The sequence below is a fragment of the Mycobacterium sp. Aquia_213 genome (assembly GCF_026625985.1).
Lineage (GTDB): Bacteria > Actinomycetota > Actinomycetes > Mycobacteriales > Mycobacteriaceae > Mycobacterium.
Genome location: NZ_CP113116.1, coordinates 589,018 through 612,745, shown reverse-complemented (window position 1 = coordinate 612,745; position 23,728 = coordinate 589,018). Strand labels below are relative to the sequence as shown.

The window sequence follows — 23,728 nt, the reverse complement described above, 5'->3', positions numbered from 1 at the left end:
GGCGCGGGCGTCAGGCAGTCGCGTGAGCGGCATGCACGTCGTCGGCCGGACGCGCCTCGGTCTGCTCCTTGGCCCAGCGGTAGTCGGGCTTACCGGCGGGCGAACGCTTCACCTCATCGACGAGCCAAAGACTGCGCGGCACTTTGTATCCCGCGATCTCGGAACGCACGAAGCTGTCCAGCTCCGACAGCGACGGCCGCGTCCCGGACCGCGCCTGCACGACGGCTGCCACGTGCTGCCCGTATCGGGGATCGGGCACACCGACCACCAAGGCATCGAAGACGTCGGGGTGCCCCTTGAGCGCGGCCTCGACCTCCTCGGGGTAGATCTTCTCGCCGCCGCTGTTGATCGACACCGAGCCACGGCCGAGCATCGTGACGCTGCCGTCCTCCTCGACCGTGGCGTAGTCGCCGGGGATCGCGTAACGGACGCCGTTGATGGTCTTGAACGTCTCGGCGGTCTTCTTCTCGTCCTTGTAATAGCCGACGGGAATGTTGCCCTTCTTGGCGATGAAGCCGCGCACTCCCGAGCCGGGCTGAACCTCGTTGCCGTCGTCGTCGAGGACGACGGTGCGGTGGTCGATCGTCACCCGCGGGCCGCCGCTGTGCGGCGCATCCTTGGCGACGATGCTGGTGCCGCCGAAGCCGGTCTCCGAGGAGCCGATCGAGTCGGTGATGACCCGGTTGGGCAGCAGCTCGAGGAACTTCTCCTTGATGCTCGGCGAGAACAGCGCCGCGGTGGAGGCGAGCAGGAACAGCGACGACAGGTCGTACTCGTTGCCCTTGTCCTGGTGCGCCAGCAGCGCGTCGAGCAACGGTCGCGCCATCGCGTCGCCGGTGAAGAACAGCAGGTTCACCTTGTGGTCGTGAATCGTGCGCCAGACTTCGTCGGCGTTGAATTCCGGTGCGAGAACGGTGGTTTGACCCGAGAAGATCGACATCCAGGTGGCCGACTGGGTGGCGCCGTGAATCATCGGCGGAATCGGGTGCCGGACCATCGGCGGGTTGGCCGCGGCGGCCTTGGCCAGGTCGTACTCGTCGGAGATGAATTCGCCTGTGGCGAAGTCGGTTCCACCGAACAGCACGCGGTAAATGTCCTCGTGGCGCCACATCACGCCCTTCGGGAATCCGGTGGTGCCGCCGGTGTAGAGCAGGTAGATGTCGTCGGCGCTGCGTTCGCCGAAGTCGCGCTCGGGTGAACTCTGCGCGATCGCGGCGTAGAACTCGACGCCGCCGTATTGCTGGAAGTCGTTGTCGCTGCCGTCCTCCACGACGAGGATCGTCTTGACATTGGGCGTCTCCGGCAAGACATTCGCCACCCGGTCGGAGTACTGGCGCTCGTGGACCAGCGCGACCATGTCGGAGTTGTCGAACAGGTAGCGAAGCTCGCCCTCGACGTAGCGGTAGTTGACGTTCACCAGGATGGCGCCGGCCTTGATGATGCCGAGCATCGCGATCACGATTTCGATGCGGTTGCGGCAGTAAAGTCCGACCTTGTCGTCCTTCTGCACACCCTGTTCGGCCAGGTAGTGCGCGAGGCGGTTGGCCTTCTCCTCCAGCTCGGCGTAGGTCAGCTGTTGATCGCCGCAGATGAGCGCTACACGGTCAGGCACGGCGTCGATGGCGTGCTCGGCAAGGTCGGCAATATTCAGGGCCACGGCCACCAAATTAGAACGTGTTACATTTCTTGACAAGTTCATGCTCGACGTGGAGTGAAAGGCGGTAGCCGTGGCGGAGGCGCCAGCAAACGAACCAACGGGACCCGACGCGCTGGTCGAGCAGCGCGGTCACACCCTCATCGTCACCCTGAACCGACCACACGCCCGCAACGCGCTGAGCACCGAAATGATGGAAATCATGGTGCAGGCCTGGGACCGCGTCGACAACGACGATGACATCCGGTGCTGCATCCTGACCGGGGCCGGTGGCTACTTCTGCGCCGGCATGGACCTCAAGGCAGCAACCAAGAAGCCGCCGGGCGAATCCTTCAAGGACGGCAGCTACGACCCGTCACGCATCGACGCCCTGCTGAAGGGCCGTCGGCTGACCAAGCCGCTGATCGCCGCCGTCGAGGGACCCGCGATCGCCGGGGGCACCGAGATCCTGCAGGGCACCGACATCCGCATCGCGGGCGAGAGCGCCAAGTTCGGCATCTCCGAGGCCAAGTGGAGCCTGTACCCGATGGGCGGCTCGGCCGTCCGACTGGTGCGCCAGATCCCCTACACCGTCGCCTGTGACCTGTTGCTGACCGGCCGGCACATCACCGCCGCCGAGGCCAAGGAGATGGGCCTGATCGGGCATCTGGTGCCGGACGGGCAGGCGCTGACCAAGGCGCTCGAGATCGCCGAGCTGATCGAGAACAACGGCCCACTGGCCGTGCAGGCGATTCTGCGGGCGATCCGCGAGACCGAGGGCATGCACGAGAACGACGCGTTCAAGATCGACACCCAGATCGGGATCAAGGTGTTCTTGTCCGACGACGCCAAGGAAGGCCCGCGGGCGTTCGCCGAAAAGCGCAAGCCCAACTTCCAGAACAAGTAGCGCCTTGCGCCTGCCGCGCCTAGCGCCTGGGCGCACGCCGCGCAAAGGCCTAGGCCAGCGGGGCGTTGGGGGTGAACGTGACGGGCATCTTCTCCAGGCCGGACACGAAGTTCGCCGGCCGCAACGGCAGCTGCGCGTCTGGAGAGGCCAGCCGCATGTCCGGCAGGCGCTGCAGCAGCCGCGTCTGCATGATCGACAGCTCGAGACGGGCGAGTTGGTTGCCGAGACAGAAGTGCGTGCCAAAGCCGAACGCGAGGTGGTTGTTCGGGTAGCGCTCGATGTTGAAACTCTCCGGCTCGTCGAAGACCTTCTCGTCGAAGTTCGCCGACTCGAACAGCAGGATCATCTTCTCGCCCTCGTGCAACTCGGTCCCGTGGAACTCGGTGTCCGCGGTGATCGTGCGCGCCATGTTCTTCACCGGCGCGGTCCAGCGCAGCATCTCTTCAATTGCGTTGGGCAGCAAGCTCAGATCGCCGGCCAGGCGCTTGTGCTGATCGGGGTGCTGCAGCAGTTGCCTGGTTCCGCCCGACAGCGTGTGCCGCGTGGTCTCGTCGCCGCCGATCAGTAGCAGCAGCACCTCGGTGACGATCTGGTGGTCTTCCAGCCCCGCCCCTTCGACCTGCGCGTGTACGAGAACGCTGACCAGGTCGTCGGTCGGGTCCTTCTTGCGCTCCTCGATCATGCCCATCATGTATTGGCTGTAGGTGGCGAAGGCCTCCATCGTGACCTGGATATCCGCCTCGGCCGCAGTGCTGCTCAAGGAACTGACCAAATCGTCGGACCATTTGAGGAACATCGCGCGTTCCTCGGGACGCACACCGAGCATGTCGCCGATGACCGCCATCGGCAGCGGCGCGGCCAGGTCCCAGACGAAGTCGCACTCACCGCGTTCGCACACCGCGTCGATCAGCGTGTCGCACAGCGAGGTAATCGAGGCCTCGAGGTTCTTCACCCGCTTGCGGGTGAACCCGTAGTTGACGAGCTTGCGGCGCAACAGATGTTGCGGATCGTCCATCTCGATCATCATCTCGACGCCCGGCTGGTCGGGGCGGATGCCGCCGGCATTCGAGAACAACTCCGGGTTGCGCTCGGCCTCGATGACGGACTGATACGTCGAGGCCGCGGCCAGCCCATTGCGGTCTCTGAAGACCGGCTCGTTCTCGCGCATCCATTTGTAGATCGACCGGGAGTCACCGGCGTAGAAAGCACCGTCCGTCAAGTCGACGTCGGGTTTGGTCATCGTCATGAGATCTCCTGGGCATCGCCGAATGTCATCTGAACCTGGTCAGCAGAGCTGGACAGCAACGCACGCTTCGGAAGACCAAGCGATGCAAGCTCTTTCGCGTATGGATGATCGCCCAGCCGGACGCTCACGCCACCAAGCCGTGTCCGTACACCGTCCAGGGTGTGCTCGAAGGCCGTCTCGCGGGTGATCCCGTCGCGGTGGGAGTAGCTGCGCTGCGCCTGCTGGCGTGGGGTCAGCCGGATCGGCAGGCCGGGACGGAAGTCCATCCCGATCACCAGTTGCCCGTCGATCACGCAGTCGAACCCGAACTGACGGCCCTCGCGAATCGTGAAGTCCGCCATGACTTTCGGGTAACCCCAGATCTTCGTCCCCGCCTCCAGAGTGAACGGCTGGTCCACGGGCAGATGATGAATGAAGGCGCCGGCGGACCCCAAGGCGCGCGGCCCGCTCGCGGTCGACCCCGGCGGGTTGACCATCACGCTGGTGCCGAACTCGTAGTACTGGCCCAGGTCTCCGTCGATGTAGTGCATCAGCATCAGGACCACGATCGTGCGCCCGGGCAGGTAGCGGCAGACCTGCAGGCCGCTGTAGTCGATCAGGTGCTGAGCGGCGTCGGCGTCCACCGAGAACATCGCCATGTGCTGATTTGCCTGGCGGATCCTCACCGGCATGGTGAGGACGGTGCCCGCGATGGTGTGCTGCGACACAGTCATCCGGTCAATCTAGAACCCGTTCTATTGACGGGGCAAGCCCCGGCCTAGATCAGCGCGGCGAGGTCTCGGACCTGCTCGGGAGAGCGACCGGAGACGACCATCATCGTGACGCCGGCGGCTTCCCACGCCGCGATCTGCTTACGGACGTAGTCGACGTCGCCCACGATCGCGGCATCGTCGATGACCTCGTCGGGGATGATCTCGGCGGCCTTGTCCTTCTGGTTGCTGCGGAACAGCTTGGTGACGTCGTCGACCACCTCGGCGTAACCCATCCGGCGATAGACATCGGCGTGGAAGTTGGTGTCCTCGGCACCCATGCCGCCCATGTAGAGCGCGATGTAGGGCTTCATGGCCGCGAATGCGGCGCTGCGGTCCTCGGTGATGACGATGTTGGCCGTCGCGCAGATCTCGAAGTCCTCGCGGCTGCGGCGGGCGCCCGGCCGCGCGAAGCCCTCGTCCAGCCACTCGTTATAGGTGTCGGCCATCCGTGGCGTGTAGAAGATCGGCAACCAGCCGTCGCAGACCTCCGCGGCCAGCGCGACGTTCTTCGGCCCCTCGGCGCCCAGCATGATCGGGATGTCGGCGCGCAGCGGGTGGGTGATGGGCTTGAGCGGCTTGCCCAGGCCCGTGGTGCCCTCGCCGGTTCGCGGTAGCGGGTAGTGGGGGCCGTCGCTGGTCACCGGCGCCTTGCGGGCCCACACCTGCCGGATGATGTCGATGTACTCGCGGGTGCGGGCCAGCGGCTTGGGAAACGACTGGCCGTACCAGCCCTCCACGACCTGCGGCCCGGACACCCCGAGCCCGAGAATGTGCCGGCCGCCGCTGAGGTGGTCGAGGGTGAGCGCCGCCATCGCGCACGCGGTCGGGGTGCGCGCGGAGAGCTGAACGACTGACGTGCCCAGCCGCACCCGCTGCGTCGACGAACCCCACCAGGCCAGCGGTGTGTAGGCGTCGGAACCCCATGCTTCGGCGGTGAACACGGCGTCGAATCCGGCGGCCTCCGCTTCGGCGACGAGTTCCGCGTGGTTCTCCGGCGGCTGAGCGCCCCAATACCCCAGCTGCAAACCCAGCTTCATTTCTCGCACCTTTCCTGGCCGAACCGGACCCGATATTGAATCGGTTCTTAGAACCTGTTCTACTCGTTGACGTGACAGCCACTTCGAGCGGCCCGACCACGATCGATCACTCCGAGCCGCCCCTCTCAGCGCCGTTAACTCTCGCCTTCGACTACACCCGTTCAGTCGGTGCCACGCTAGGCAAGTTCTTCACCGCACTGCGTGAGCGCCGCGTCCTCGGAGTGCGCGGATCGGATGGCCGGGTGCATGTGCCACCGGCCGAATACGACCCGGTTACCTACGAACCGCTGGGCGAGATGGTACCGGTCTCATCCGTCGGCACCGTCGTGTCCTGGACCTGGCAGCCCGACCCGCTGGAGGGCCAGCCGCTGGACCGGCCGTTCGCCTGGGCCCTGATCAAGCTGGACGGCGCCGACACCCCGTTGATTCACGCGGTCGACGCCGGTGAACCGGACAAGATCAACACCGGCGCACGCGTGCATGTGCACTGGGCCGACGAGACGGTCGGCGCCATCACCGATATCGCCTATTTCAAGCTTGGTGACGAGAAAGAGCCGGTCGAGCCGGTCGCCAGCGACCAGGACCCGGTCACGATGATCGTCACGCCGGTCTCGCTGACCATTCAGCACACCGCGTCGCACGAGGAGAGCGCCTACTTGCGCGCCATCGCGGAAGGCAAGCTGCTGGGCGCGCGCACCGGGAAGAACGGCAAGGTCTACTTCCCGCCGCACGGCGCCGACCCGGCCACCGGCCAGCCCACGACCGAGTTCGTCGAGCTGCCGGACAAGGGCACCGTGACAACGTTCGCGATCATCAACATCCCGTTCCAGGGCCAGCGCATCAAGCCGCCCTACGTGGCCGCGTATGTGCTGCTGGACGGCGCCGACATCCCGTTCCTGCATCTGGTCGCCGACATCGACGCACACGAGGTGCGGATGGGCATGCGAGTGGAAGCGGTGTGGAGGCCCCGGGAGGAATGGGGTTTTGGCATCGACAACATCGAGTACTTCCGGCCCACCGGTGAACCGGACGCCGAGTACGACACCTACAAGCACCACCTGTAAAGGGCCCACCTGCACATGAGCGAACGCAATGTTGCGGTCGTCGGCTTTGCCCACGCCCCGCATGTCCGCCGCACCGACGGCACCACCAACGGCGTCGAGATGTTGATTCCGTGCTTCGCCCAGCTCTACGAGGAGCTGGGCATCGCCCGGACCGACATCGGCTTCTGGTGCTCCGGATCGTCCGATTACCTTGCCGGACGAGCCTTTTCGTTCATCTCGGCCATCGACTCGATCGGCGCTGTTCCACCGATCAACGAGTCGCACGTCGAGATGGACGCGGCCTGGGCCCTCTACGAGGCCTACATCAAGATCCTGACCGGCGAGGTGGACACCGCGCTGGTGTACGGCTTCGGCAAGTCCTCGGCCGGCATCCTCCGCCAGATCCTGTCGCGGCAGACCGACCCCTATACCGTCGCGCCGCTGTGGCCGGACTCGGTGTCGCTGGCCGGACTGCAGGCCCGCCAGGGGCTCGACTCCGGCAAGTGGACCGAAATACAGATGGCCCGGGTCGCATTCGATGCATTCGCCAACGCCCGCCGGGTCGACAAGGTGGAGTCTGCGGTCAATGTGGAAGACCTGCTGGAGCGGCCGTTCTTCGCCGACCCGTTGCGACGGCACGACATCGCACCGATCACCGACGGCGCGGCGGCAATCGTGCTGGCCGCCGACGATCGCGCTCGCGAGTTGCGGGAAAACCCGGCGTGGATAACCGGAATCGAGCATCGCATCGAAACCCCGGTGCTCGGTGCCCGCGACCTCACCGACTCCCCGTCGACGCGGGCCGCGACCAAGGCCGCCACCGGCGCCAACACCGCCAACCTCGACGTCGCCGAGATCCACGCACCCTTCACCCACCAGCACCTGATCCTGGCGGACGCCATCCGGATCCCGGGAAAGACGAAAGTCAATCCGTCCGGCGGAGCACTGTCGGCCAACCCCATGTTTGTTGCCGGTCTCGAACGCATCGGGTTTGCTGCACAACACATTTGGAACGGTTCTGCGAATCGGGTGCTGGCGCACGCCACCAGCGGGCCTGCGCTGCAACAGAATCTCGTCGCGGTCATGGAAGGAACGAACTGATGGCCGGCGCAGGAGCGCATCTCGCCGCGGTACTGGGTACCGGGCAGACCAAGTATGTAGCCAAGCGAAAAGACGTCTCGATGAACGGCCTGGTGCGCGAGGCGATCGACCGCGCGCTGGAAGACTCCGGTTCCACCTTCGACGACATCGACGCGGTCGTGGTCGGCAAGGCGCCGGACTTCTTCGAGGGCGTCATGATGCCGGAGCTGTTCATGGCTGACGCCGTCGGCGCCACCGGCAAGCCGCTGATCCGGGTGCACACCGCGGGTTCGGTCGGTGGGTCGACCGCGGTGGTGGCCGCCAGCCTGGTGCAGTCCGGGAAGTACAACCGGGTGCTGGCGATGGCCTGGGAGAAGCAGTCGGAATCAAATGCCATGTGGGCGTTGTCGATTCCCATTCCCTTCATCAAGCCGGTCGGTGCCGGCGCGGGAGGCTACTTCGCCCCGCACGTGCGCTCCTACATCCGCCGCTCGGGTGCACCGTTGAACATCGGTGCCATCGTCGCGGTCAAGGACCGGCTCAACGGAGCCCGCAACCCTCTGGCGCATCTGCATCAACCCGACATCACCGTGGAGAAGGTGATGGAGTCCCCTATGTTGTGGGACCCGATCCGCTACGACGAGACCTGCCCGTCTTCCGACGGTGCCGCCGCGGTCGTGATCGGCAACGAAGAGAACGCCGAAGCCCGCCTGGCGCAAGGACATCCGGTGGCCTGGATCCACGCCACCGCGCTGCGCACCGAACCGCTGCAGTTCTCGGGCCGCGACCAGGTCAGCCCGCAGGCCAGCCGTGACGCGGCGGCGGCGCTGTGGAAGGGCGCCGGTATCAAGAGCCCGATTGACGAGATCGACGTCGCGGAGATCTACGTGCCGTTCTCGTGGTTCGAGCCAATGTGGTTGGAAAGCCTCGGCTTTGCACCCGAGGGCGAGGGCTGGAAGCTCACCGAGTCCGGCGAGACCGCGATCGGCGGCAAGCTCCCGGTGAACCCGTCCGGCGGCGTGCTCTCGTCGAACCCGATCGGCGCGTCCGGCCTGATTCGCTTCGCCGAATCGGCGATCCAGGTGATGGGCAAGGGCGGCGATCACCAGGTGCCCGGTGCCCGAAAAGCGTTGGGGCACGCCTACGGTGGCGGCTCGCAGTACTACTCCATGTGGGTGGTCGGCGCGGACAAGCCCGAGAAAGCAAGCGCGTGAGCGAACATCCGGCCCACGAGGGCGGCCGTCGCTCACGCGAAGCGGTCGGGGCCAGGGACAAAGAAGCCTGGCTCGCGGTGTTCACCGACGACGCCATCGTCGAAGACCCCATTGGACCGTCGGCCTTCGACCCCGAAGGCAAGGGACACCGCGGCCGCGATGCGATCTCGGCGTTCTGGGACAAGGCCATCGCCCCCACCACCAAAATCGAGTTCGTCTTCCGCGATACCTACCAATGCGGCAACGAGGAAGCCAATGTCGGCCACATCCTGATCACGACGGGCGACTACCAGACAACGGCCGAAGGCGTGTTCACTTACAAGGCCAACGACGAGGGCAAACTAGTTGCCCTGCGCGCGTATTGGGAAATGGACCGCGCGGTCGCGAATACCCGCAAGGTCTAAGTCCGGCGCAAATTCCCGAAATTAACCTGGAACTTCCTGTGCGCGTGCAACGTCGCGCGGTAGTGTCCTTCTGTCGTGATCACCGTGGGGGGTGAGGGAGTCGGCCCGTGTTCGATGCCCAGTTCGATACCCCCGCAACGACTCCGTCGCATAAACGCCTGCGGATCCTGTCGATCGCGGGCGCCGCAATCCTGCTGATTCTCGCGGTCGTCGCCGTCTACCTGTTGTTCGGGCGGACAACCCAGGCCGCGACCAAACCCGGTCCGACGCCGAGTCTCGGGGCACGGTCCGGTGAGGTCGCCCTGCCCTTCGAGTTCGTCGATACCGACGGGCTGGAGGTGGACGGTGCGGGCACCGTATACGTCTCCGACGCGGGCACCGACCGGGTGTGGCAGCTGAAAGCCGGCGCTGACAAACCGACCGTGCTCCCGTTCACCGGGCTCAAGGAGCCGGGCGGTCTATCGGTGGACGGCAACAATGCCGTCTATGTCGTCGACCAGAGAAACAATCGGATACTGAAACTGCCGGCCGGCTCCAGCACGCAGATCGAATTGCCGATAACCGGGCTCAAGGATCCTCACGGAATCGCGGTGAATAGCCGCGGGAACGTCTTCGTCGCCGACTTCCAGGGCAATCGGGTGCTGGAATTGCCCGCGGGCTCGAATACTCAGGTCGAGTTGCCATTCGCCGGACTCAAACAGCCTTACGACCTTGCCGTGGATGAGGCCGATACCGTGTACGCGGCCGACGCCGGCAACAACCGGGTGGTGAAACTGGTCGCGGGCACGACCAACCCGGTCGACCTTCCATTCACCGGTCTGAATTTTCCGAACAGTGTGGCAATCGACCACAGCGGCAACGTGTATGTGACCGACCTGAACAACAATCGGGTGCTCAAGCTCGCGGCCGGCACAAATACCGAGTCCAGACTGCCCTTCAACAATTTGAGCGCGCCGTTTGAGGTGGCGGTGAGCCCTCAGGGTGATATTTACGTCGCCGATTTCCACAACCGGGTGCTCAAACTGCCAGCGGGATACCAACCTATCCCCGTTGCGAATTAGCCCAGACTTCCGCAGGGCGAGTATTTCTCCGCATCTTGCTATGCGTCGGGAATACCGCGCGGTAGTGTCCTGGTGTCGCGAACACCGTGGTGGTTGAGGAGCCGGCGCATGGACGACGATTGGGAGTTCGAAGCGCCGGCGAAGGCAAAGCCGCCAAAGGCGCCACGGTCCCGGCCCACCCCAGCGATCCTGGGCGCCGCGGCCGTCGTGATCATCACGATCCTCGGCCTGGTCGGATACTTCGCCTTCGGGCGCACATCGTCCGGCAAGGCCGCGTCCACGCAGACCGTGACGTCAAGCTCCGCGCCGTCCGCTCCCGGCCCTGTCGTGCTGCCGTTCACCCTCGCGGATCCCGAAGGGGTGGAGGTGGACAGCGCCGGCAATGTGTACGTCGCCGACTCGGGCGGCAACCGGGTGCTGGAGTTGCGGGCCGGCTCCAACACGCCAATCGAGTTGCCGTTCACCGGGCTGAACCGCCCGGCCGGTCTGGCGGTGGACACCAAGGGCGATCTCTACGCCGTTGACGAGAACGACAAGCGGGTGCTGGAACTTCCGGCCGGCGCCAAGACCCAGATCGAACTTCCGTTCACCGGTCTGACCGAGCCCCATGGCGTGACGGCAGACAGCGTCGGGAATGTCTACGTCGCCGATTTCAAGAACAACCAGGTGCTCGAAATGCCCGTCGGCTCGAATGTTCAGGTTCCGGTGCCGTTCACCGGACTCAACCAGCCCTACGATCTCGCGGTGGACAGCGCCGACGCCATCTATGTCGCGGACGCGGGCAACAATCGGGTGCAGAAGCTGGCCGCGGGCACGACCACCCCGGTCATCCTCCCGTTCACCGGCCTGAACTTTCCGAACAGTGTGGCCATCGACCGCAGCAACAGCGTCTACGTCACCGACTTGAACAACAACCGGGTGCTACGGCTGACGGCGGGCTCGAACATGGTGTCCCTGCTGCCTTTCGGTGATCTGTTCGCGCCCTATGGGATAGCGGTCGGGCCTCAGGACGACGTGTATGTGGTCGACTTCCACAACCGGGTGCTGAAGTTGCCGGCGGGATATCAGCCGACAGAACTCACGCATTGACCCAGGCGGTCTAGATCGGCTCCAGCCCGGCGAGATGCCGCTGCGCGAGGTCACGGTAGGCCTGCGGGTTCAGGTTGATCCACATCTCGGCGCCCGTTCCGGCGATGGGGCCCTTGATCTGGGCCGGGGATCCGACAACGAGCACCCCGGCCGGGATCTGCGTGCCGGCCGTCACCAGAGAATGGGCTGCAACCAGGCTGCGCGCACCGATCACCGCACCGTCGAGAACGGTGGCGTGGTTGGCGATCAGTGCCTCGGAACCGACGTGAACGCCGTGAATGACGCACATATGGGCCACCGTCGCACCCGGTCCGATATCGACGGGGATCCCTGGCGGCGCGTGCAACACCGAGCCGTCCTGCACATTGGCGCCTTCCCGCACGACGATCGGCCCATAGTCGCCGCGCAGTACGGCGTTGAACCAGACCGACGCCCCGGCCTCGACCGTAACGTCGCCGATCAGGGTCGCGGTCGGCGCCACGAAGGCTGTGGGATCGATCCTTGGCGCTCGACCCTCGAATGCAAACAGTGGCATCGTCTAGATATACCCCAAGCATGAAGCACCCCCGGGACAACGCAGCTAGGCCCGCTGTCGTTGCGCGCGCGGGTCTAAAAACTGTAACGTGTTCTAGTTAGAAGGCCAGCAAGCTGGAGGTGACAGGTGACTACCGACACTAAAGCGGTCGGCATCCGGGAAATCGATCCCGGCGCGTTGCCGACCAGATACGCCCGCGGTTGGCACTGCCTGGGCGTCGCGGAGGACTTCCGGGACGGCAAGCCGCACTCGATTCAGGCGTTCGGCACCAAGCTGGTGGTGTTCGCGGACTCGCAGGGCGACATCAAGGTTCTCGACGGCTACTGCCGCCATATGGGTGGGGACCTGTCCGAGGGCACGATCAAGGGCGACGAGGTCGCCTGCCCGTTCCACGACTGGCGCTGGGGTGGCGATGGCCGCTGCAAGCTGGTGCCTTACGCCAAGCGCACGCCGAAAACAGCGCGCACCCGGTCGTGGACTACCGATGTGCGCGGCGGCCTGCTGTTCGTCTGGCACGACCACGAGAACAACCCGCCGGACCCCGCCGTTCGCATTCCGGACATCCCGGAATCCCACAGTGACGAGTGGACCGAGTGGCGCTGGAACAGCATCCTCATCGAAGGGTCCAACTGCCGCGACATCATCGACAATGTCACCGATATGGCGCACTTCTTCTACATCCACTTCGGCTTGCCGACCTACTTCAAGAACGTCTTCGAGGGCCACATCGCTTCGCAATACCTGCACAACGTGGGCCGCCCCGATGTCAACGATCTGGGCACCTCTTACGGCGAGGCGCACCTGGACTCCGAAGCGTCCTATTTCGGCCCGTCGTTCATGATCAACTGGCTGCACAACAGCTACGGCGGATACAAGGCCGAGTCGATTCTGATCAACTGCCACTACCCGGTGACCCAGAACTCCTTCATGCTGCAGTGGGGCGTGATCGTCGAAAAGCCCAAGGGCATGGACGAAAAGATGACCAACAAGCTTTCGAAAGTCTTCACCGAGGGTGTCAGCAAGGGCTTCCTGCAGGACGTCGAAATCTGGAAGCACAAGACCAGGATCGACAACCCGCTGTTGGTCGAGGAAGACGGCGCGGTGTACCAGCTGCGTCGCTGGTATCAGCAGTTCTACGTCGATGCCGCCGATGTCGAGCCGGAGATGGTGGAGCGCTTCGAGATCGAGGTGGACACCAGCCGCGCCATTGAGCACTGGAACGTCGAGGTGGCCGAGAACCTCAAGGCACAGGACGCCGAAACCGCTGCGGCCGAAGAAGTTCCAGTCGAACAACACTGACGACATGCCTGACGATCAGCCGGCGGTTCCCGACGTCGATCGGCTCGCCCGATCGATGCTGCTGCTGCATGGCGACGGCCACGATCACGAGGACAAGCCCGCCCGCAACGGTGGGTCTGGATCCTGGTCGAAGTCAAGGGATTTCACGAACGACCCGCAGCGTGCTGCCGCGGTCCGCGAGGCCAGCCTGGCCGACCGGGAGCGCTACCTCACCTCAGGTCTGCAGCCGGTGGATTGCCGCTTCTGCCACATCACGGTGAGCGTGCGACGACTGGGTCCGGGACATACTGCGGTGCAATGGAATGCCGAGGCGTCGCAGCGGTGCGCCCACTTCGCCGAGGTGCGGGAATCCGGCGGCGACACCGCACGAACCAGGTCGTGCCCGCGGCTGTCCGACAGCATCGAACACGCGGTCGCCGAGGGCTATCTGGAGCGCCCCGACGAAGACTAGGTCGGCTTACAGCCCCGCGAAGCGTTCCTTGACCTCGTCGGCGGTGAGCCCGTAGTCGGCCAGCGAGTACTTGTGCTTCGGAGCCCGCGCGCCGGTCTGACTCTCGGCGTGGCTGTCCTCCATAGCCTTTCGGGCCTCGTCAGTCAGATCCATGCCGAAGTATTGGTACACATTGGCGACAGTCCCGAGCGGATCGGCGATCAAATCGCGGTAGTCGACGTCGTAGAACTGGGCCGGATCGTGTTTGGCGCGCACGGTGTTGAATCGCTCCAGCCCGCGTGACCAGGTATCCATTGAATCCGCGCCGATCTGCGCCCCCACGAAGGTGTCCGACCATCCCTCGGCGGTGTGCTGCGCCAGCGAGCACATCGATCCCATGATCGTCTCCACCGGCCGGTGCGTCTGGATCACCAGCGCGTCCGGGTAGGTCTCCAGCAACGCGTCGAGCGCGAACAGATGGCTGGGATTCTTGAGCACCCAACGCTTTTCGACATCGTTGAGGCCGATCAACTGAAGGTTGCGGCGGTGCCGCCGATACGACGGCGTCCAGTCCTGCTGGGACAGCCACTGCGAATAGGTCGGTAGGTGCGACAGCGTCTCGTACGACACCGAATGCAGCGACTGGCGCAGCAGCTGCCAGCACTCCTCCAGCTCGTAGGCGGCCATGAAATGTAGGCCGGTGTAGTCCGGATTCTCCTCGTGCGCCTTGGTGAACTGCGCGTTGAGCTGGCTGTACCACGGGTTTGAATCCCAGGTGTCGCGAGGCGGACGCGGCTGCGGGAACTCGGCCAGCCACAAATGCAGACCCTGATGGACGGGGTCGGCACCGAGCAGGCGGTGCAAGATCGTAGTGCCGGTGCGCGGCAGCCCAGTGACGAAGATCGGCCGCTCGATGGCGACGTCGGCGTACTGCGGATACTGCTTCCATGCGGACTCCGAGAACAGCCTGGCCACCAACGCGCCGCGCAAGAAGAACCGATTCATCTTGCTGCCCAACGAAGTCAGGTTCGCGTCGCGCCGATAGGACTCCAGCAGCACCCCCAGCGCTTCACGGTAGTTGTCGTCGTCGACGCCGAAGTCGTCTAGCCCAACCAGCTTGGTGGCCGACGCGTGCATGTCCTCGACGGTGCCGACGTCGGTGCGTTCCGCCATTAGGTGTGGTACTCCCCGCAGTTGACATCCAGCGTCTGGCCGGTGATGCCGCTGGACAGGTCGCTGGCCATGAACAGAATCGCCGAGGCCACCTCGTCCTCGGTGGGCAGCCGCTTGAGGTCGGAGTCGGCCGCGGTCGCGTCGTAGATCTGCTCGGCGGTGGTGCCGTACTTGCCGGCCTGGTGGTTGAAGTATGCCTGCAGCGTCTCACCCCAGATGTAGCCGGGAGCAACGGAATTGACGCGGATGCCCTGCTCCCCCAGCTCGGTGGCCAGCGAATGGGACATGGACAGCAGCGCGGACTTGGCCATCTTGTAGGCGCCGTACTTCGCCTGCGAGTGCCGAAGCACCATCGAGTTGACGTTGACGATCGAGCCCTTTGCCTCGGCCAGCGCCGGGGTGAAGCCCTGGATCAGGCGCAGCGCACCCAGCGCGCTGAGTTCGATAGCGTCGCGGATGTGCTGAAAGCTGGTACCCGAGAACGGCTTCAGCGAGGGCACCCGGAACGCGTTGTTGATCAGCACGTCGACCTTGCCGTAGGCCTCCAGCGTAGCGTCGACGAGGTTGCTCACCTGGTCGTCTTCGGTGATGTCGGTGCGCACCGTCGTCGCACGGCCGCCGATGTCGGCGATCTGCTTGGCGACGTCGTCCAGGCGTTCGGGAGTGCGCGCAGCCAGCACCAGATCGGCGCCTTCCCGCGTGCATCGGTGCGCCAATGTGGTGCCCAGACCCGGGCCCACACCGCTGATCACCACTACCTTGCCATCGAGCAACTTCGTCATCCCAGCATCCTTGCCTGAATTTGTTGATGGCGCAGTGTAATTCGCGCGCGCCAGTCGTCCTCGGAAATCTTGTTGTGGTCGAAGTAGGGCAACTTGCTCGCCACCGCGTCGAGGTCGACCAGCTCGACCGTCGGGCCGTCGGCATCGGTCAGCTCGCGCGACACTCGCTGCCAGCGGAACTGCAGGTATCCGCGTCGGTGCGCCAGGGTCTCGACCCAGTTGGTCACACCCGGATTTGCATCGGCGACGACGATGCGGACCTTGCCGTCCGGATCCGCCTGTGCCTGCGTGTTGTTCAGCGAGGTCTGGTGGTTGATGTAGTCCAGCGAGATGTACCACAGACTGCCGAGCTGGAACCCGAGGTAAGGCGCGTCGCTGACCGGAATGGTGATGATCAGCGCCTGGTCCGGATTCAGATCCCAATGCCCGACCGACGAGTACTGCGTCGCCAGGCCACCCGGGGTGAGCCGCGGTGCGGTCAGCGTGTTGACGGGGAGGTTGTCGTAAAACCACTGCGGGAATTGCAGCCAGGTCTTGATCCGTTGGATGAGTTGCTTTCCCGCTGTCGCATAACGCCTTTCGATGAGCTCGCGGGTCAGTGGCGGCGGCGCGGTGCCGGCGGTGTCCAGCCGGGAGATCGCCAGCGTGCCACGCTGGGCTGACCAGTCGCCGTAGACCTCACGGATCACCAGCTGGCCGTTACTGGTCGGTCGCACCCGCCACTCGAAGGTGCCGTCGGCCGCGATCTCGAGCTCGCGGTCGTCGAACGCGGCCTGGCTGGCGGGCACGTTGTCGTCGGTGTACTCGCCGCCGAGCAACTGGAAGCTCAGGTCGGTGGTGGTGCCCCGTACGCCGGTGACCACGTAGTCGTGGTTGGCGTGCACGCGCGTGCCGAAGTACAGGGTGTCCGGGTTGTCCAGGCCCATCTTGGTGAACGGCCCGGTGCCCGACTGCAGGAACGGATGGTCGCGGTCGTAGTCGACCGCCATATGGATACAGGCCGAGATTCCACCGGCCAGATACTGCAGTCCTTCGAGCAGATCGGCTTCGGTCTCGATGAACGGTGCGGCGGTTACTAACTGCTCGGCCTCGGCGATCGCGGAGGCAAGGGGATCAGAGAACACGCCTAGACGCTAGAACGTGTTCTACTTTTTCGTCAATGGCGAACATTCCCGCGCGTCGTCGCAGACGTTTATCGACGAGGCCCGCTCGCTACGAGGTGCACTGCTGGGACAGGTCGATCAGGTGCTGGCGGACATCGGGATGCCGATTCAGGTAGTCCATGACATTGGGGCCGCCGCCCTCCGCCTGAGACTTGGCGGACAGCGTCTGCTTCACATCGGGATGCCGGGTCAGATACGCGTTGATGGACTCACCCACGGTCTGATTGCACGGATCCGCGTTAGCTGTGGCCGCCAGGGGCAGCCCGATCACCGTCGCGGCGGTTGCAGAAAGTAGCCCGCCGGCGAGCAGGCCGTACAGTCCGCGGCGACGCAGGCCGCGTGTGTTGGATGTGCTCATGCGGGCCAGGCTACCGACGTCAGCTGTGCCCGGGCTGTGCCCCAGCAAAGCGAAGCCGGTGCGTTACAACAGCGGGTTCAGCGCGTTACCGCGCTTTCTTGCTCGCGCTTGATCTCGAGTGCGATGTCGATCAGCTGGTCTTCCTGGCCGCCGATCAGTTTGCGCTGGCCGGCCCGGTGCAGCAGCTCGTGGGCCGGAACGCCGTAACGCTCGCCCTGACGGACGGCGTGCTTGAGGAAGCTCGAGTAGACCCCGGAGTAGCCCATGATCAGCGCGTTGCGGTCCAGCAGGCACTCGGCCGGCATGGCCGGGCGCACCACGTCCTCGGCGGCGTCGGCGATGTCGAAGAAGTCGATGCCAGTCTTGACGCCAATCTTGTCGAACACACCGATCAAGGCCTCGACCGGCGCGTTACCCGCGCCCGCACCGAACCGGCGCACGCTGCCGTCGATCTGCTTGGCACCGGCGCGCACCGCCTCGACCGAGTTGGCCACGCCGAGCCCGAGGTTCTCGTGCCCGTGGAAACCGACCTGGGCGTCGTCGCCGAGTTCGGCGATCAGGGCCGAGACCCGGTCGGCGACGCCGTCGAGCACCAGAGCGCCGGCCGAGTCGACGACGTAGACGCACTGGCAGCCGGCGTCGGCCATGATGCGGGCCTGCGCGGCCAGCTTCTCCGGCGCAATGGTGTGGGCCATCATCAAAAACCCGACGGTTTCCAGGCCCAGCTCGCGAGCCAGACCGAAGTGCTGGATCGAGACGTCGGCCTCGGTGCAATGCGTGGCGATCCGGCAGATCGACCCGCCATTGTCCTGGGCCTCTTTGATGTCCTCTTTGGTGCCGACGCCGGGCAGCATCAAGAACGCGATCTTGGCTTCTTTGGCCGTCTCGGCGGCGAGCTTGATCAGCTCCTGCTCGGGAGTCTTGGAGAAGCCGTAGTTGAACGACGAGCCACCGAGGCCGTCACCGTGGGTCACCTCGATCACCGGCACCCCGGCCGCGTCGAGGGCCGAGACGATCGCCTGGACCTCGTCCTTGGTGAACTGGTGGCGCTTGTGGTGTGAGCCGTCGCGCAGCGACGTGTCCGTCATGCGGACATCCCAAACCGGGTTGAAGAAAATGTCGGTACTCATGCCTGTACTCCTCCCGCTGTCTTGCCAGCCGCGGACGCCAGGGATTCCTTCGCTATCTCTTCGCCGACCTTGGTGGCCGCCGCCGTCATGATGTCGAGATTTCCGGCGTACGGCGGCAGGTAATCGCCGGCACCCTCGACCTCGACGAACGTCGTGACCAGGTGGTTGCCGCCGTTGACCACCGACGGTTCGTCGAACTGCGGCTCGTTGAGCAGCCGGTAGCCGGGGACGTAGGTCTGCACCTCGGCGACCACGTCGCGGATGGACTGGGCGATCGTGTCGTGATCGGCGTCCTCGGGGATGGCGCAGAAGATGGTGTCGCGCATGATCATCGGCGGGTCGGCCGGGTTCAGGATGATGATCGCCTTGCCGCGCTCGGCCCCGCCGATGGTCTGGACGCCCTTGCTGGTGGTCTTGGTGAACTCGTCGATGTTGGCCCGGGTGCCCGGTCCGGCGGACACCGACGCCACCGACGCCACGATCTCGGCGTAAGGCACCTTCACCACCCGAGAGACCGCGTAGACGATCGGAATGGTCGCCTGCCCACCGCAGGTGATCATGTTGACGTTCGGTGCATCCAGATGCTGGCGCAGGTTCGCCGGCGGAATGACCGCCGGACCCACCGCGGCCGGCGTCAGGTCGATGGCCCGGATTCCGGCGGCTTCATATTTCGGCGCCGCGTCCCGGTGCACATAGGCGCTGGTGGCCTCGAACACCATGTCGGGCTTCTCGGACTGGGCCAGCAGCCAGTCGACGCCCTCGTGCGTGGTTTCCAAACCCAGCTTGCGGGCCCGCGCCAGGCCTTCGCTTTCCGGGTCGATCCCCACCATCCAGCGCGGTTCCAGCCAGTCGGATCGCAGGAGCTTGTAGAGCAGGTCGGTGCTGATATTTCCCGACCCGACAATCGCCACACTCGCCTTTGACGGCATGATGCTGCCTTTCGAAGCGTTAAATCAACTGATTCAAAACTAATCCGAGCCTATTCGAACGACAAATGGACTGAACCCAGCCCCGTGAACTCCGCGATGAAGTCGTCACCGGCCCGGGCGTCGATCGCTCGAGTGCACGATCCGGGAAGCACTACGTCACCTTTACGCAGCCTCACCCCGAAGCTTTCCACCTTGCGGGCCAGCCATGCCACCGCCGTCACCGGATTGCCCAACACGGCGTCGCTGCGACCCTCGGCGATCACCTCGCCGTTGCGGGTGAGCACCGCGTCGATCGTCTTGACGTCGATGTCGGCCGGTGCCACCCGGGCCTTACCCAGCACGTAACCCGCCGACGAGGCGTTGTCGGCGATGGTGTCGCACAACCCGATCTTCCAGTCGGTGATCCGGGTGTCGATCAACTCGATCGACGGCACCAGGGCTTCGGTGGCCGCCAGCACGTCCTCTTCGGTGCACCCGGCGCCCGGCAGGTCGGCCGACAGGATGAAGCCGACCTCGACCTCCACCCGCGGGTAAAGGTATTTGTCCGCTCTGACCGGGGCGTCCTCGAACACCTGCATCTCGTCGAGCAGGTGGCCGTAGTCCGGCTCGTCGACGCCCATCATCTGCTGCATCGCCTTGCTGGACAGGCCGACCTTGTGGCCCAGCACCCGTGCGCCCTCGGCGACCCGCTGCCGGATGTTGATCAGCTGGATCTCGTAGGCGTCGACGACGTCGATATCCGGGTTGGCTAACGTCAACGGAGCGATCGGCACCCGGCTGCGTTCGGCCTGCGCCAGGTCGGCAGCCAGCTCGTCGCGGGTCGCAACACTGAGCATTTACCGAAGTCCCCTCGTCCGTTTGACCGGGCCGGTAGCGGCCAGCCCGGGCAATTCTATAACGTGTTCTACATGACAGCGCAGGAGTACGACGTCGTCGTGGTCGGAAGCGGCGCCGCCGGGATGGTGGCTGCCCTCGCCGCCGCGCACCGAGGCCTTTCGACACTAGTCATCGAGAAGGCCCCGCATTTCGGCGGCTCCACCGCACGCTCAGGGGGCGGCGTCTGGATCCCGAACAACGAGGTGCTCAAGCGCGACGGCGTGCGTGACACCCCCGAGGCCGCCCGCACCTACCTGCACGGAATCGTCGGCAAAGTCGTCGAGCCCGAGCGCATCGACACCTACCTGCAGCGCGGTCCCGAGATGCTGTCGTTCGTGCTGAAGAACACGCCATTGAAGATGTGCTGGGTGCCCAAGTATTCCGACTACTACCCCGAGGCGCCCGGCGGGCGCGCGGAGGGGCGCTCGATCGAGCCCAAGCCGTTCAACGCGCGCAAGCTCGGTCCCGACGAGGGCGGGCTGGAGCCGGCGTACGGCAAGGTGCCGCTCAATGTGGTTGTGATGCAGCAGGATTACGTGCGACTGAACATGCTGAAGCGGCACCCGCGGGGAGTGCTGCGCAGCCTGAAGGTCGGCGCGCGGACCATGTGGGCCAAGGCCACCGGCAAAAACCTCGTCGGCATGGGCCGGGCGCTGATCGCGCCGCTGCGAGTGGGGCTGCAGCGGGCCGGGGTTCCCGTCCGGCTGAACACCGCTCTCACCGATCTTTATGTCGAAGACGGCGCGGTGCGCGGGGTTTATGTCCGCGATGCCGGCACAGCGGAATCGGCTGAGCCGCAGTTGATTCGGGCTCGGCGCGGCGTAATCCTGGCGTCCGGCGGCTTCGACCACAACGAACAGATGCGGGTGAAGTATCAGCGCGCACCCATCACCACCGACTGGACAGTCGGCGCCAAGGCCAACACCGGCGACGGCATCCTCGCGGGCGAGAAGCTGGGCGCCGCACTGGATCTGATGGAAGACGCGTGGTGGATTCCGACGGTGCCCCTGGTGGGCGCGCCGTGGATCGCGCTGTCCGAGCGTAACTCGCCCGGCGCCATCATGGTCAACATGTCCGGCAAGCGGTTCATGAACGAATCGCTGCCCTACGTCGAAGCCGGCCATCACATGTACGGCGGAGAGCACGGCCAGGGCGCCGGACCGGGTGAGAACATTCCGGCCTGGCTGGTCTTCGACCAGCAGTACCGGGACCGCTACATCTTCGCGGGACTTCAGCCGGGACAACGTATTCCGACCAAGTGGATGGAGTCCGGGGTCATCATCCGGGCCGACACGCTCGAGGAGCTGGCCGAGAAAGCGGGCCTGCCGGTCGCCGAGTTCACCGCAACCGTTTCGCGGTTCAACGGCTTTGCCCGCGCCGGCGTTGACGACGACTACCATCGCGGCGAGAGCGCCTACGACAAGTACTACGGCGACCCCACCAACAAGCCCAACCCGAACCTCGGCGAGCTCACCCACGCACCGTATTACGCCGCCAAGATGGTGCCCGGCGATCTGGGCACCAAGGGCGGCATCCGCACCGACGTCCACGGCCGCGCGCTGCGCGACGACGGCAGCATCATCGACGGCCTGTACGCCGCCGGCAACGTGAGTGCACCGGTGATGGGGCACACCTATCCGGGTCCGGGCGGCACCATTGGGCCGGCGATGACCTTCGGGTACCTCGCCGCGCTGCACATCGCAGGAGAGAACTGATATGCCGATCGATGTAGACGTCGCGCTGGCAGCTGAGCTGGAGCCGCTTGAATTCTCTTGGAGCAGTAGCGATATCCAGCTGTATCACCTGGGGCTGGGTGCGGGCGCCGACCCCATGGACCCGCGCGAGCTGCGCTATCTGATCGACGACACCCCGCAGGTGTTGCCGACGTTCGGCAATGTCGCGGCGTCGTTCCACATGACCAAGCCGCCGACGGTGCAGTTCCCCGGCATCGACATCGAGCTGGCCAAGGTGCTGCACGCCAGCGAACGGATCGAAGTGCCCGGGCCGCTACCGCCGTCCGGTTCCGCCACGGCCGTGACCCGGTTCACCGACATCTGGGACAAGGGCAAGGCCGCGGTGATCTGGAGCGAGACGACGGCGACCGCGCCGGACGGCACGGTGCTGTGGACGCAGCGACGGTCGATCTTCGCCCGCGGCGAAGGCGGATTCGGTGGTGAGCGCGGGCCGTCGTCTTCGGATGGGGCGCCCGATCGAGCGCCCGACCTCGAGCTCGATGTGCCTTTGTTGCCGCAGCAGGCGCTGCTGTATCGGCTGTGCGGCGACCGCAATCCGCTGCACTCCGACCCCGAATTCGCCGCTGCCGCAGGCTTTTCCCAGCCGATTCTGCACGGCCTGTGCACGTACGGCATGACCTGCAAGGCCATCACCGACGCGTTGCTGGATGGCGACGCGACGGCCGTGGCCGCCTACGGCGCGCGCTTTGCGGGTGTCGCGTTCCCCGGCGAGACGCTGCGGATCAACGTGTGGAAGGAAGATGGCCGCTTCGTGGCCGCCGTTGTAGCGCCGTCCCGCGACAACGCCGTGGTGCTCAGCGGCGTCGAGCTGATCCCCGCCTAGCGTTCTTTCGCCCATTGCGCCGAGCGTGCGCCGAGCGTGCCCTTGCCTGCGCCGAGCGTGAAGTTAGTTTCACTCTCGGCCGCGAACGTGAAACTAACTTCACGCTCGGGTGGACAACGCTGACCTCACACGGCTGACGATTTCGGCGGGCCGGTCCCCCGCGACGACCCGGATCACGATCCAGCCCTTGTGTTGCAACCTCTCCAATCGCCTGATGTCCCAGTTGTATTGAGAGCGATCACTGCGATGCTGATCACCGTCATACTCGACCGCGACTTTGACCTCCTCCCACCCCATGTCCAGGTAAGCGATTGCATTGCCAAATTCGTCGAGCACCGGAATCTGCGTCTGCGGCCGTGGCAGGCCCGCCTGGATCAAGACCAGACGCAACCACGTCTCTTTCGGAGACTGCGCTCCGGGGTCGAACAAACTGATTGAAACGCGTGCCCGCGCAATACCTCGACGTCCCGGGTATCGCTGAGCCAACAGCTCTACATCGGCGGCTTTAATGTCCGTCGCGCGGGCCAACGAGTCGATGGCAGCAACCCCACTCGTCGTCGGATACCAGCAACCGAGATCGAGTGCCGTCCTGGCCGGCGAAGTCACCGGCACATCATCAACAATGACGACTTCGTCTTCCCCCACTCGGTCCCCTCGCGTACGAATACCCGGCAACCTGTGCCGGTTTTCGTGGAGCAACTCCACTGTCGTCGTGTGGTCGACCCACTTGCTGCCGTGTAAGGCCGCCGCGGAGAACCCGGCGACAACTCCTTGGCGCTTGGCCCAGAGCCATCCCGCCTTCGCGCGCAAGGCGGCGGTTACCTGCGTGTCTGGATTGACGTAGACGTCCCGGAACAGCCTGGTGTAGTGGGCGGTCAGCTGGCTCCGAATCAGCAATCCCCCAGCTATAGCCTCACTTCCCACGAATGGCTCACCCATCGCCGCAGCGTCGCATGCCACAGGGCCGGCGTCACTTCACCCGTCGAACGTGAAGCTACTTTCACCCTCGG

General features: G+C 65.1%; 24 protein-coding genes. 11 read left to right on the top strand and 13 right to left on the bottom strand.

The annotated features are described in order from the left end of the window. Positions 1-10: 10 nt before the first annotated feature. Positions 11-1,663 (bottom strand): acyl-CoA synthetase, encoded by a 1,653-nt coding sequence (locus tag LMQ14_RS02880; protein WP_267733345.1) that lies wholly within the window; start codon positions 1,661-1,663, stop codon positions 11-13. A gap of 64 nt (positions 1,664-1,727) precedes the next feature. Between LMQ14_RS02880 and LMQ14_RS02875 the strand changes: the two genes are divergently transcribed. After that, positions 1,728-2,540, top strand: coding sequence for a crotonase/enoyl-CoA hydratase family protein (locus tag LMQ14_RS02875; protein WP_267733344.1), 813 nt, complete (start codon positions 1,728-1,730; stop codon positions 2,538-2,540). Positions 2,541-2,589: 49 nt separating this feature from the next. Here LMQ14_RS02875 and LMQ14_RS02870 read toward each other — a convergent pair whose 3' ends face one another. Genes LMQ14_RS02870 through LMQ14_RS02860 form a run of 3 tightly spaced genes read right to left on the bottom strand, consistent with a single transcriptional unit; the run spans position 2,590 to position 5,575 of the window. Continuing rightward, entirely contained in the window at positions 2,590-3,786 is a 1,197-nt protein-coding gene (locus tag LMQ14_RS02870) for a cytochrome P450 (RefSeq protein ID WP_420714600.1), read from the bottom strand. Then, on the bottom strand, positions 3,783-4,499 hold the full coding sequence (locus LMQ14_RS02865) for an acetoacetate decarboxylase family protein (RefSeq protein ID WP_267733343.1): 717 nt from the start codon (positions 4,497-4,499) through the stop codon (positions 3,783-3,785). The genes LMQ14_RS02870 and LMQ14_RS02865 overlap by 4 nt, the downstream gene beginning before the upstream one ends. A gap of 44 nt (positions 4,500-4,543) precedes the next feature. Next, positions 4,544-5,575: an LLM class F420-dependent oxidoreductase gene (locus LMQ14_RS02860; protein WP_267733342.1), complete on the bottom strand. Its 1,032-nt coding sequence runs from the start codon at positions 5,573-5,575 to the stop codon at positions 4,544-4,546. A gap of 71 nt (positions 5,576-5,646) precedes the next feature. On the opposite strand from LMQ14_RS02860, the gene LMQ14_RS02855 reads away from it, so the two are divergent. The 6 genes from LMQ14_RS02855 to LMQ14_RS02830 all read left to right on the top strand — a co-directional run bounded on the left by LMQ14_RS02855 (position 5,647) and on the right by LMQ14_RS02830 (position 11,466). Continuing rightward, positions 5,647-6,639: a Zn-ribbon domain-containing OB-fold protein gene (locus tag LMQ14_RS02855; RefSeq protein WP_267733341.1), complete on the top strand. Its 993-nt coding sequence runs from the start codon at positions 5,647-5,649 to the stop codon at positions 6,637-6,639. Between the two features lie 15 nt (positions 6,640-6,654). Continuing rightward, on the top strand, positions 6,655-7,719 hold the full coding sequence (locus tag LMQ14_RS02850) for a thiolase domain-containing protein (protein ID WP_267733340.1): 1,065 nt from the start codon (positions 6,655-6,657) through the stop codon (positions 7,717-7,719). After that, positions 7,719-8,912, top strand: coding sequence for a thiolase domain-containing protein (locus LMQ14_RS02845; RefSeq protein ID WP_267733339.1), 1,194 nt, complete (start codon positions 7,719-7,721; stop codon positions 8,910-8,912). Before LMQ14_RS02850 ends, LMQ14_RS02845 begins: the two co-directional genes overlap by 1 nt. After that, complete coding sequence (locus LMQ14_RS02840; protein WP_267733338.1) at positions 8,909-9,316, top strand: nuclear transport factor 2 family protein; 408 nt, start codon at positions 8,909-8,911, stop codon at positions 9,314-9,316. The genes LMQ14_RS02845 and LMQ14_RS02840 overlap by 4 nt, the downstream gene beginning before the upstream one ends. A gap of 107 nt (positions 9,317-9,423) precedes the next feature. After that, positions 9,424-10,377 (top strand): NHL repeat-containing protein, encoded by a 954-nt coding sequence (locus tag LMQ14_RS02835; RefSeq protein WP_267733337.1) that lies wholly within the window; start codon positions 9,424-9,426, stop codon positions 10,375-10,377. A 108-nt stretch (positions 10,378-10,485) separates the two neighbouring features. Further along, positions 10,486-11,466 carry an NHL repeat-containing protein gene (locus tag LMQ14_RS02830; protein ID WP_267733336.1) on the top strand — a complete coding sequence of 327 codons (981 nt, stop codon included), beginning with the start codon at positions 10,486-10,488 and terminating at the stop codon, positions 11,464-11,466. Between the two features lie 10 nt (positions 11,467-11,476). On the opposite strand, the gene LMQ14_RS02825 is transcribed toward LMQ14_RS02830, so the two are convergent. Then, a complete protein-coding gene (locus LMQ14_RS02825; protein WP_085223407.1) occupies positions 11,477-12,001 on the bottom strand; it encodes a gamma carbonic anhydrase family protein in 525 nt (174 codons plus the stop codon). A gap of 126 nt (positions 12,002-12,127) precedes the next feature. On the opposite strand from LMQ14_RS02825, the gene LMQ14_RS02820 reads away from it, so the two are divergent. Further along, entirely contained in the window at positions 12,128-13,300 is a 1,173-nt protein-coding gene (locus tag LMQ14_RS02820) for a Rieske 2Fe-2S domain-containing protein (RefSeq protein WP_267733335.1), read from the top strand. Positions 13,301-13,304: 4 nt separating this feature from the next. Continuing rightward, positions 13,305-13,751 (top strand): hypothetical protein, encoded by a 447-nt coding sequence (locus LMQ14_RS02815; protein ID WP_267733334.1) that lies wholly within the window; start codon positions 13,305-13,307, stop codon positions 13,749-13,751. A 6-nt stretch (positions 13,752-13,757) separates the two neighbouring features. Here LMQ14_RS02815 and LMQ14_RS02810 read toward each other — a convergent pair whose 3' ends face one another. The 7 genes from LMQ14_RS02810 to LMQ14_RS02780 all read right to left on the bottom strand — a co-directional run bounded on the left by LMQ14_RS02810 (position 13,758) and on the right by LMQ14_RS02780 (position 20,101). Continuing rightward, entirely contained in the window at positions 13,758-14,903 is a 1,146-nt protein-coding gene (locus LMQ14_RS02810; protein WP_267733333.1) for a sulfotransferase family protein, read from the bottom strand. Next, positions 14,903-15,685 carry an SDR family oxidoreductase gene (locus LMQ14_RS02805; RefSeq protein WP_267733332.1) on the bottom strand — a complete coding sequence of 261 codons (783 nt, stop codon included), beginning with the start codon at positions 15,683-15,685 and terminating at the stop codon, positions 14,903-14,905. The genes LMQ14_RS02810 and LMQ14_RS02805 overlap by 1 nt, the downstream gene beginning before the upstream one ends. After that, on the bottom strand, positions 15,682-16,809 hold the full coding sequence (locus tag LMQ14_RS02800; protein ID WP_267733331.1) for a hypothetical protein: 1,128 nt from the start codon (positions 16,807-16,809) through the stop codon (positions 15,682-15,684). The genes LMQ14_RS02805 and LMQ14_RS02800 overlap by 4 nt, the downstream gene beginning before the upstream one ends. An 88-nt stretch (positions 16,810-16,897) precedes the next feature. Further along, complete coding sequence (locus LMQ14_RS02795) at positions 16,898-17,206, bottom strand: hypothetical protein (protein ID WP_267733330.1); 309 nt, start codon at positions 17,204-17,206, stop codon at positions 16,898-16,900. Between the two features lie 77 nt (positions 17,207-17,283). Continuing rightward, positions 17,284-18,336, bottom strand: coding sequence for a 4-hydroxy-2-oxovalerate aldolase (gene dmpG / locus LMQ14_RS02790; protein WP_267733329.1), 1,053 nt, complete (start codon positions 18,334-18,336; stop codon positions 17,284-17,286). Then, positions 18,333-19,265 carry an acetaldehyde dehydrogenase (acetylating) gene (locus LMQ14_RS02785; RefSeq protein ID WP_267733328.1) on the bottom strand — a complete coding sequence of 311 codons (933 nt, stop codon included), beginning with the start codon at positions 19,263-19,265 and terminating at the stop codon, positions 18,333-18,335. The genes dmpG and LMQ14_RS02785 overlap by 4 nt, the downstream gene beginning before the upstream one ends. A 50-nt stretch (positions 19,266-19,315) precedes the next feature. Beyond that, positions 19,316-20,101 (bottom strand): 2-keto-4-pentenoate hydratase, encoded by a 786-nt coding sequence (locus tag LMQ14_RS02780; protein WP_267733327.1) that lies wholly within the window; start codon positions 20,099-20,101, stop codon positions 19,316-19,318. A 72-nt stretch (positions 20,102-20,173) separates the two neighbouring features. On the opposite strand from LMQ14_RS02780, the gene kstD reads away from it, so the two are divergent. Together kstD and LMQ14_RS02770 are read left to right on the top strand one after the other, a co-directional pair. Then, positions 20,174-21,856: a 3-oxosteroid 1-dehydrogenase gene (gene kstD, locus LMQ14_RS02775; RefSeq protein ID WP_267733326.1), complete on the top strand. Its 1,683-nt coding sequence runs from the start codon at positions 20,174-20,176 to the stop codon at positions 21,854-21,856. A 1-nt stretch (position 21,857) separates the two neighbouring features. Next, positions 21,858-22,718, top strand: coding sequence for a MaoC/PaaZ C-terminal domain-containing protein (locus tag LMQ14_RS02770; RefSeq protein WP_267733325.1), 861 nt, complete (start codon positions 21,858-21,860; stop codon positions 22,716-22,718). A 99-nt stretch (positions 22,719-22,817) separates the two neighbouring features. Here LMQ14_RS02770 and LMQ14_RS02765 read toward each other — a convergent pair whose 3' ends face one another. After that, positions 22,818-23,657, bottom strand: a complete 840-nt coding sequence (locus LMQ14_RS02765; protein WP_267733324.1) for a type IV toxin-antitoxin system AbiEi family antitoxin — start codon at positions 23,655-23,657, stop codon at positions 22,818-22,820. Positions 23,658-23,728 lie beyond the last annotated feature (71 nt).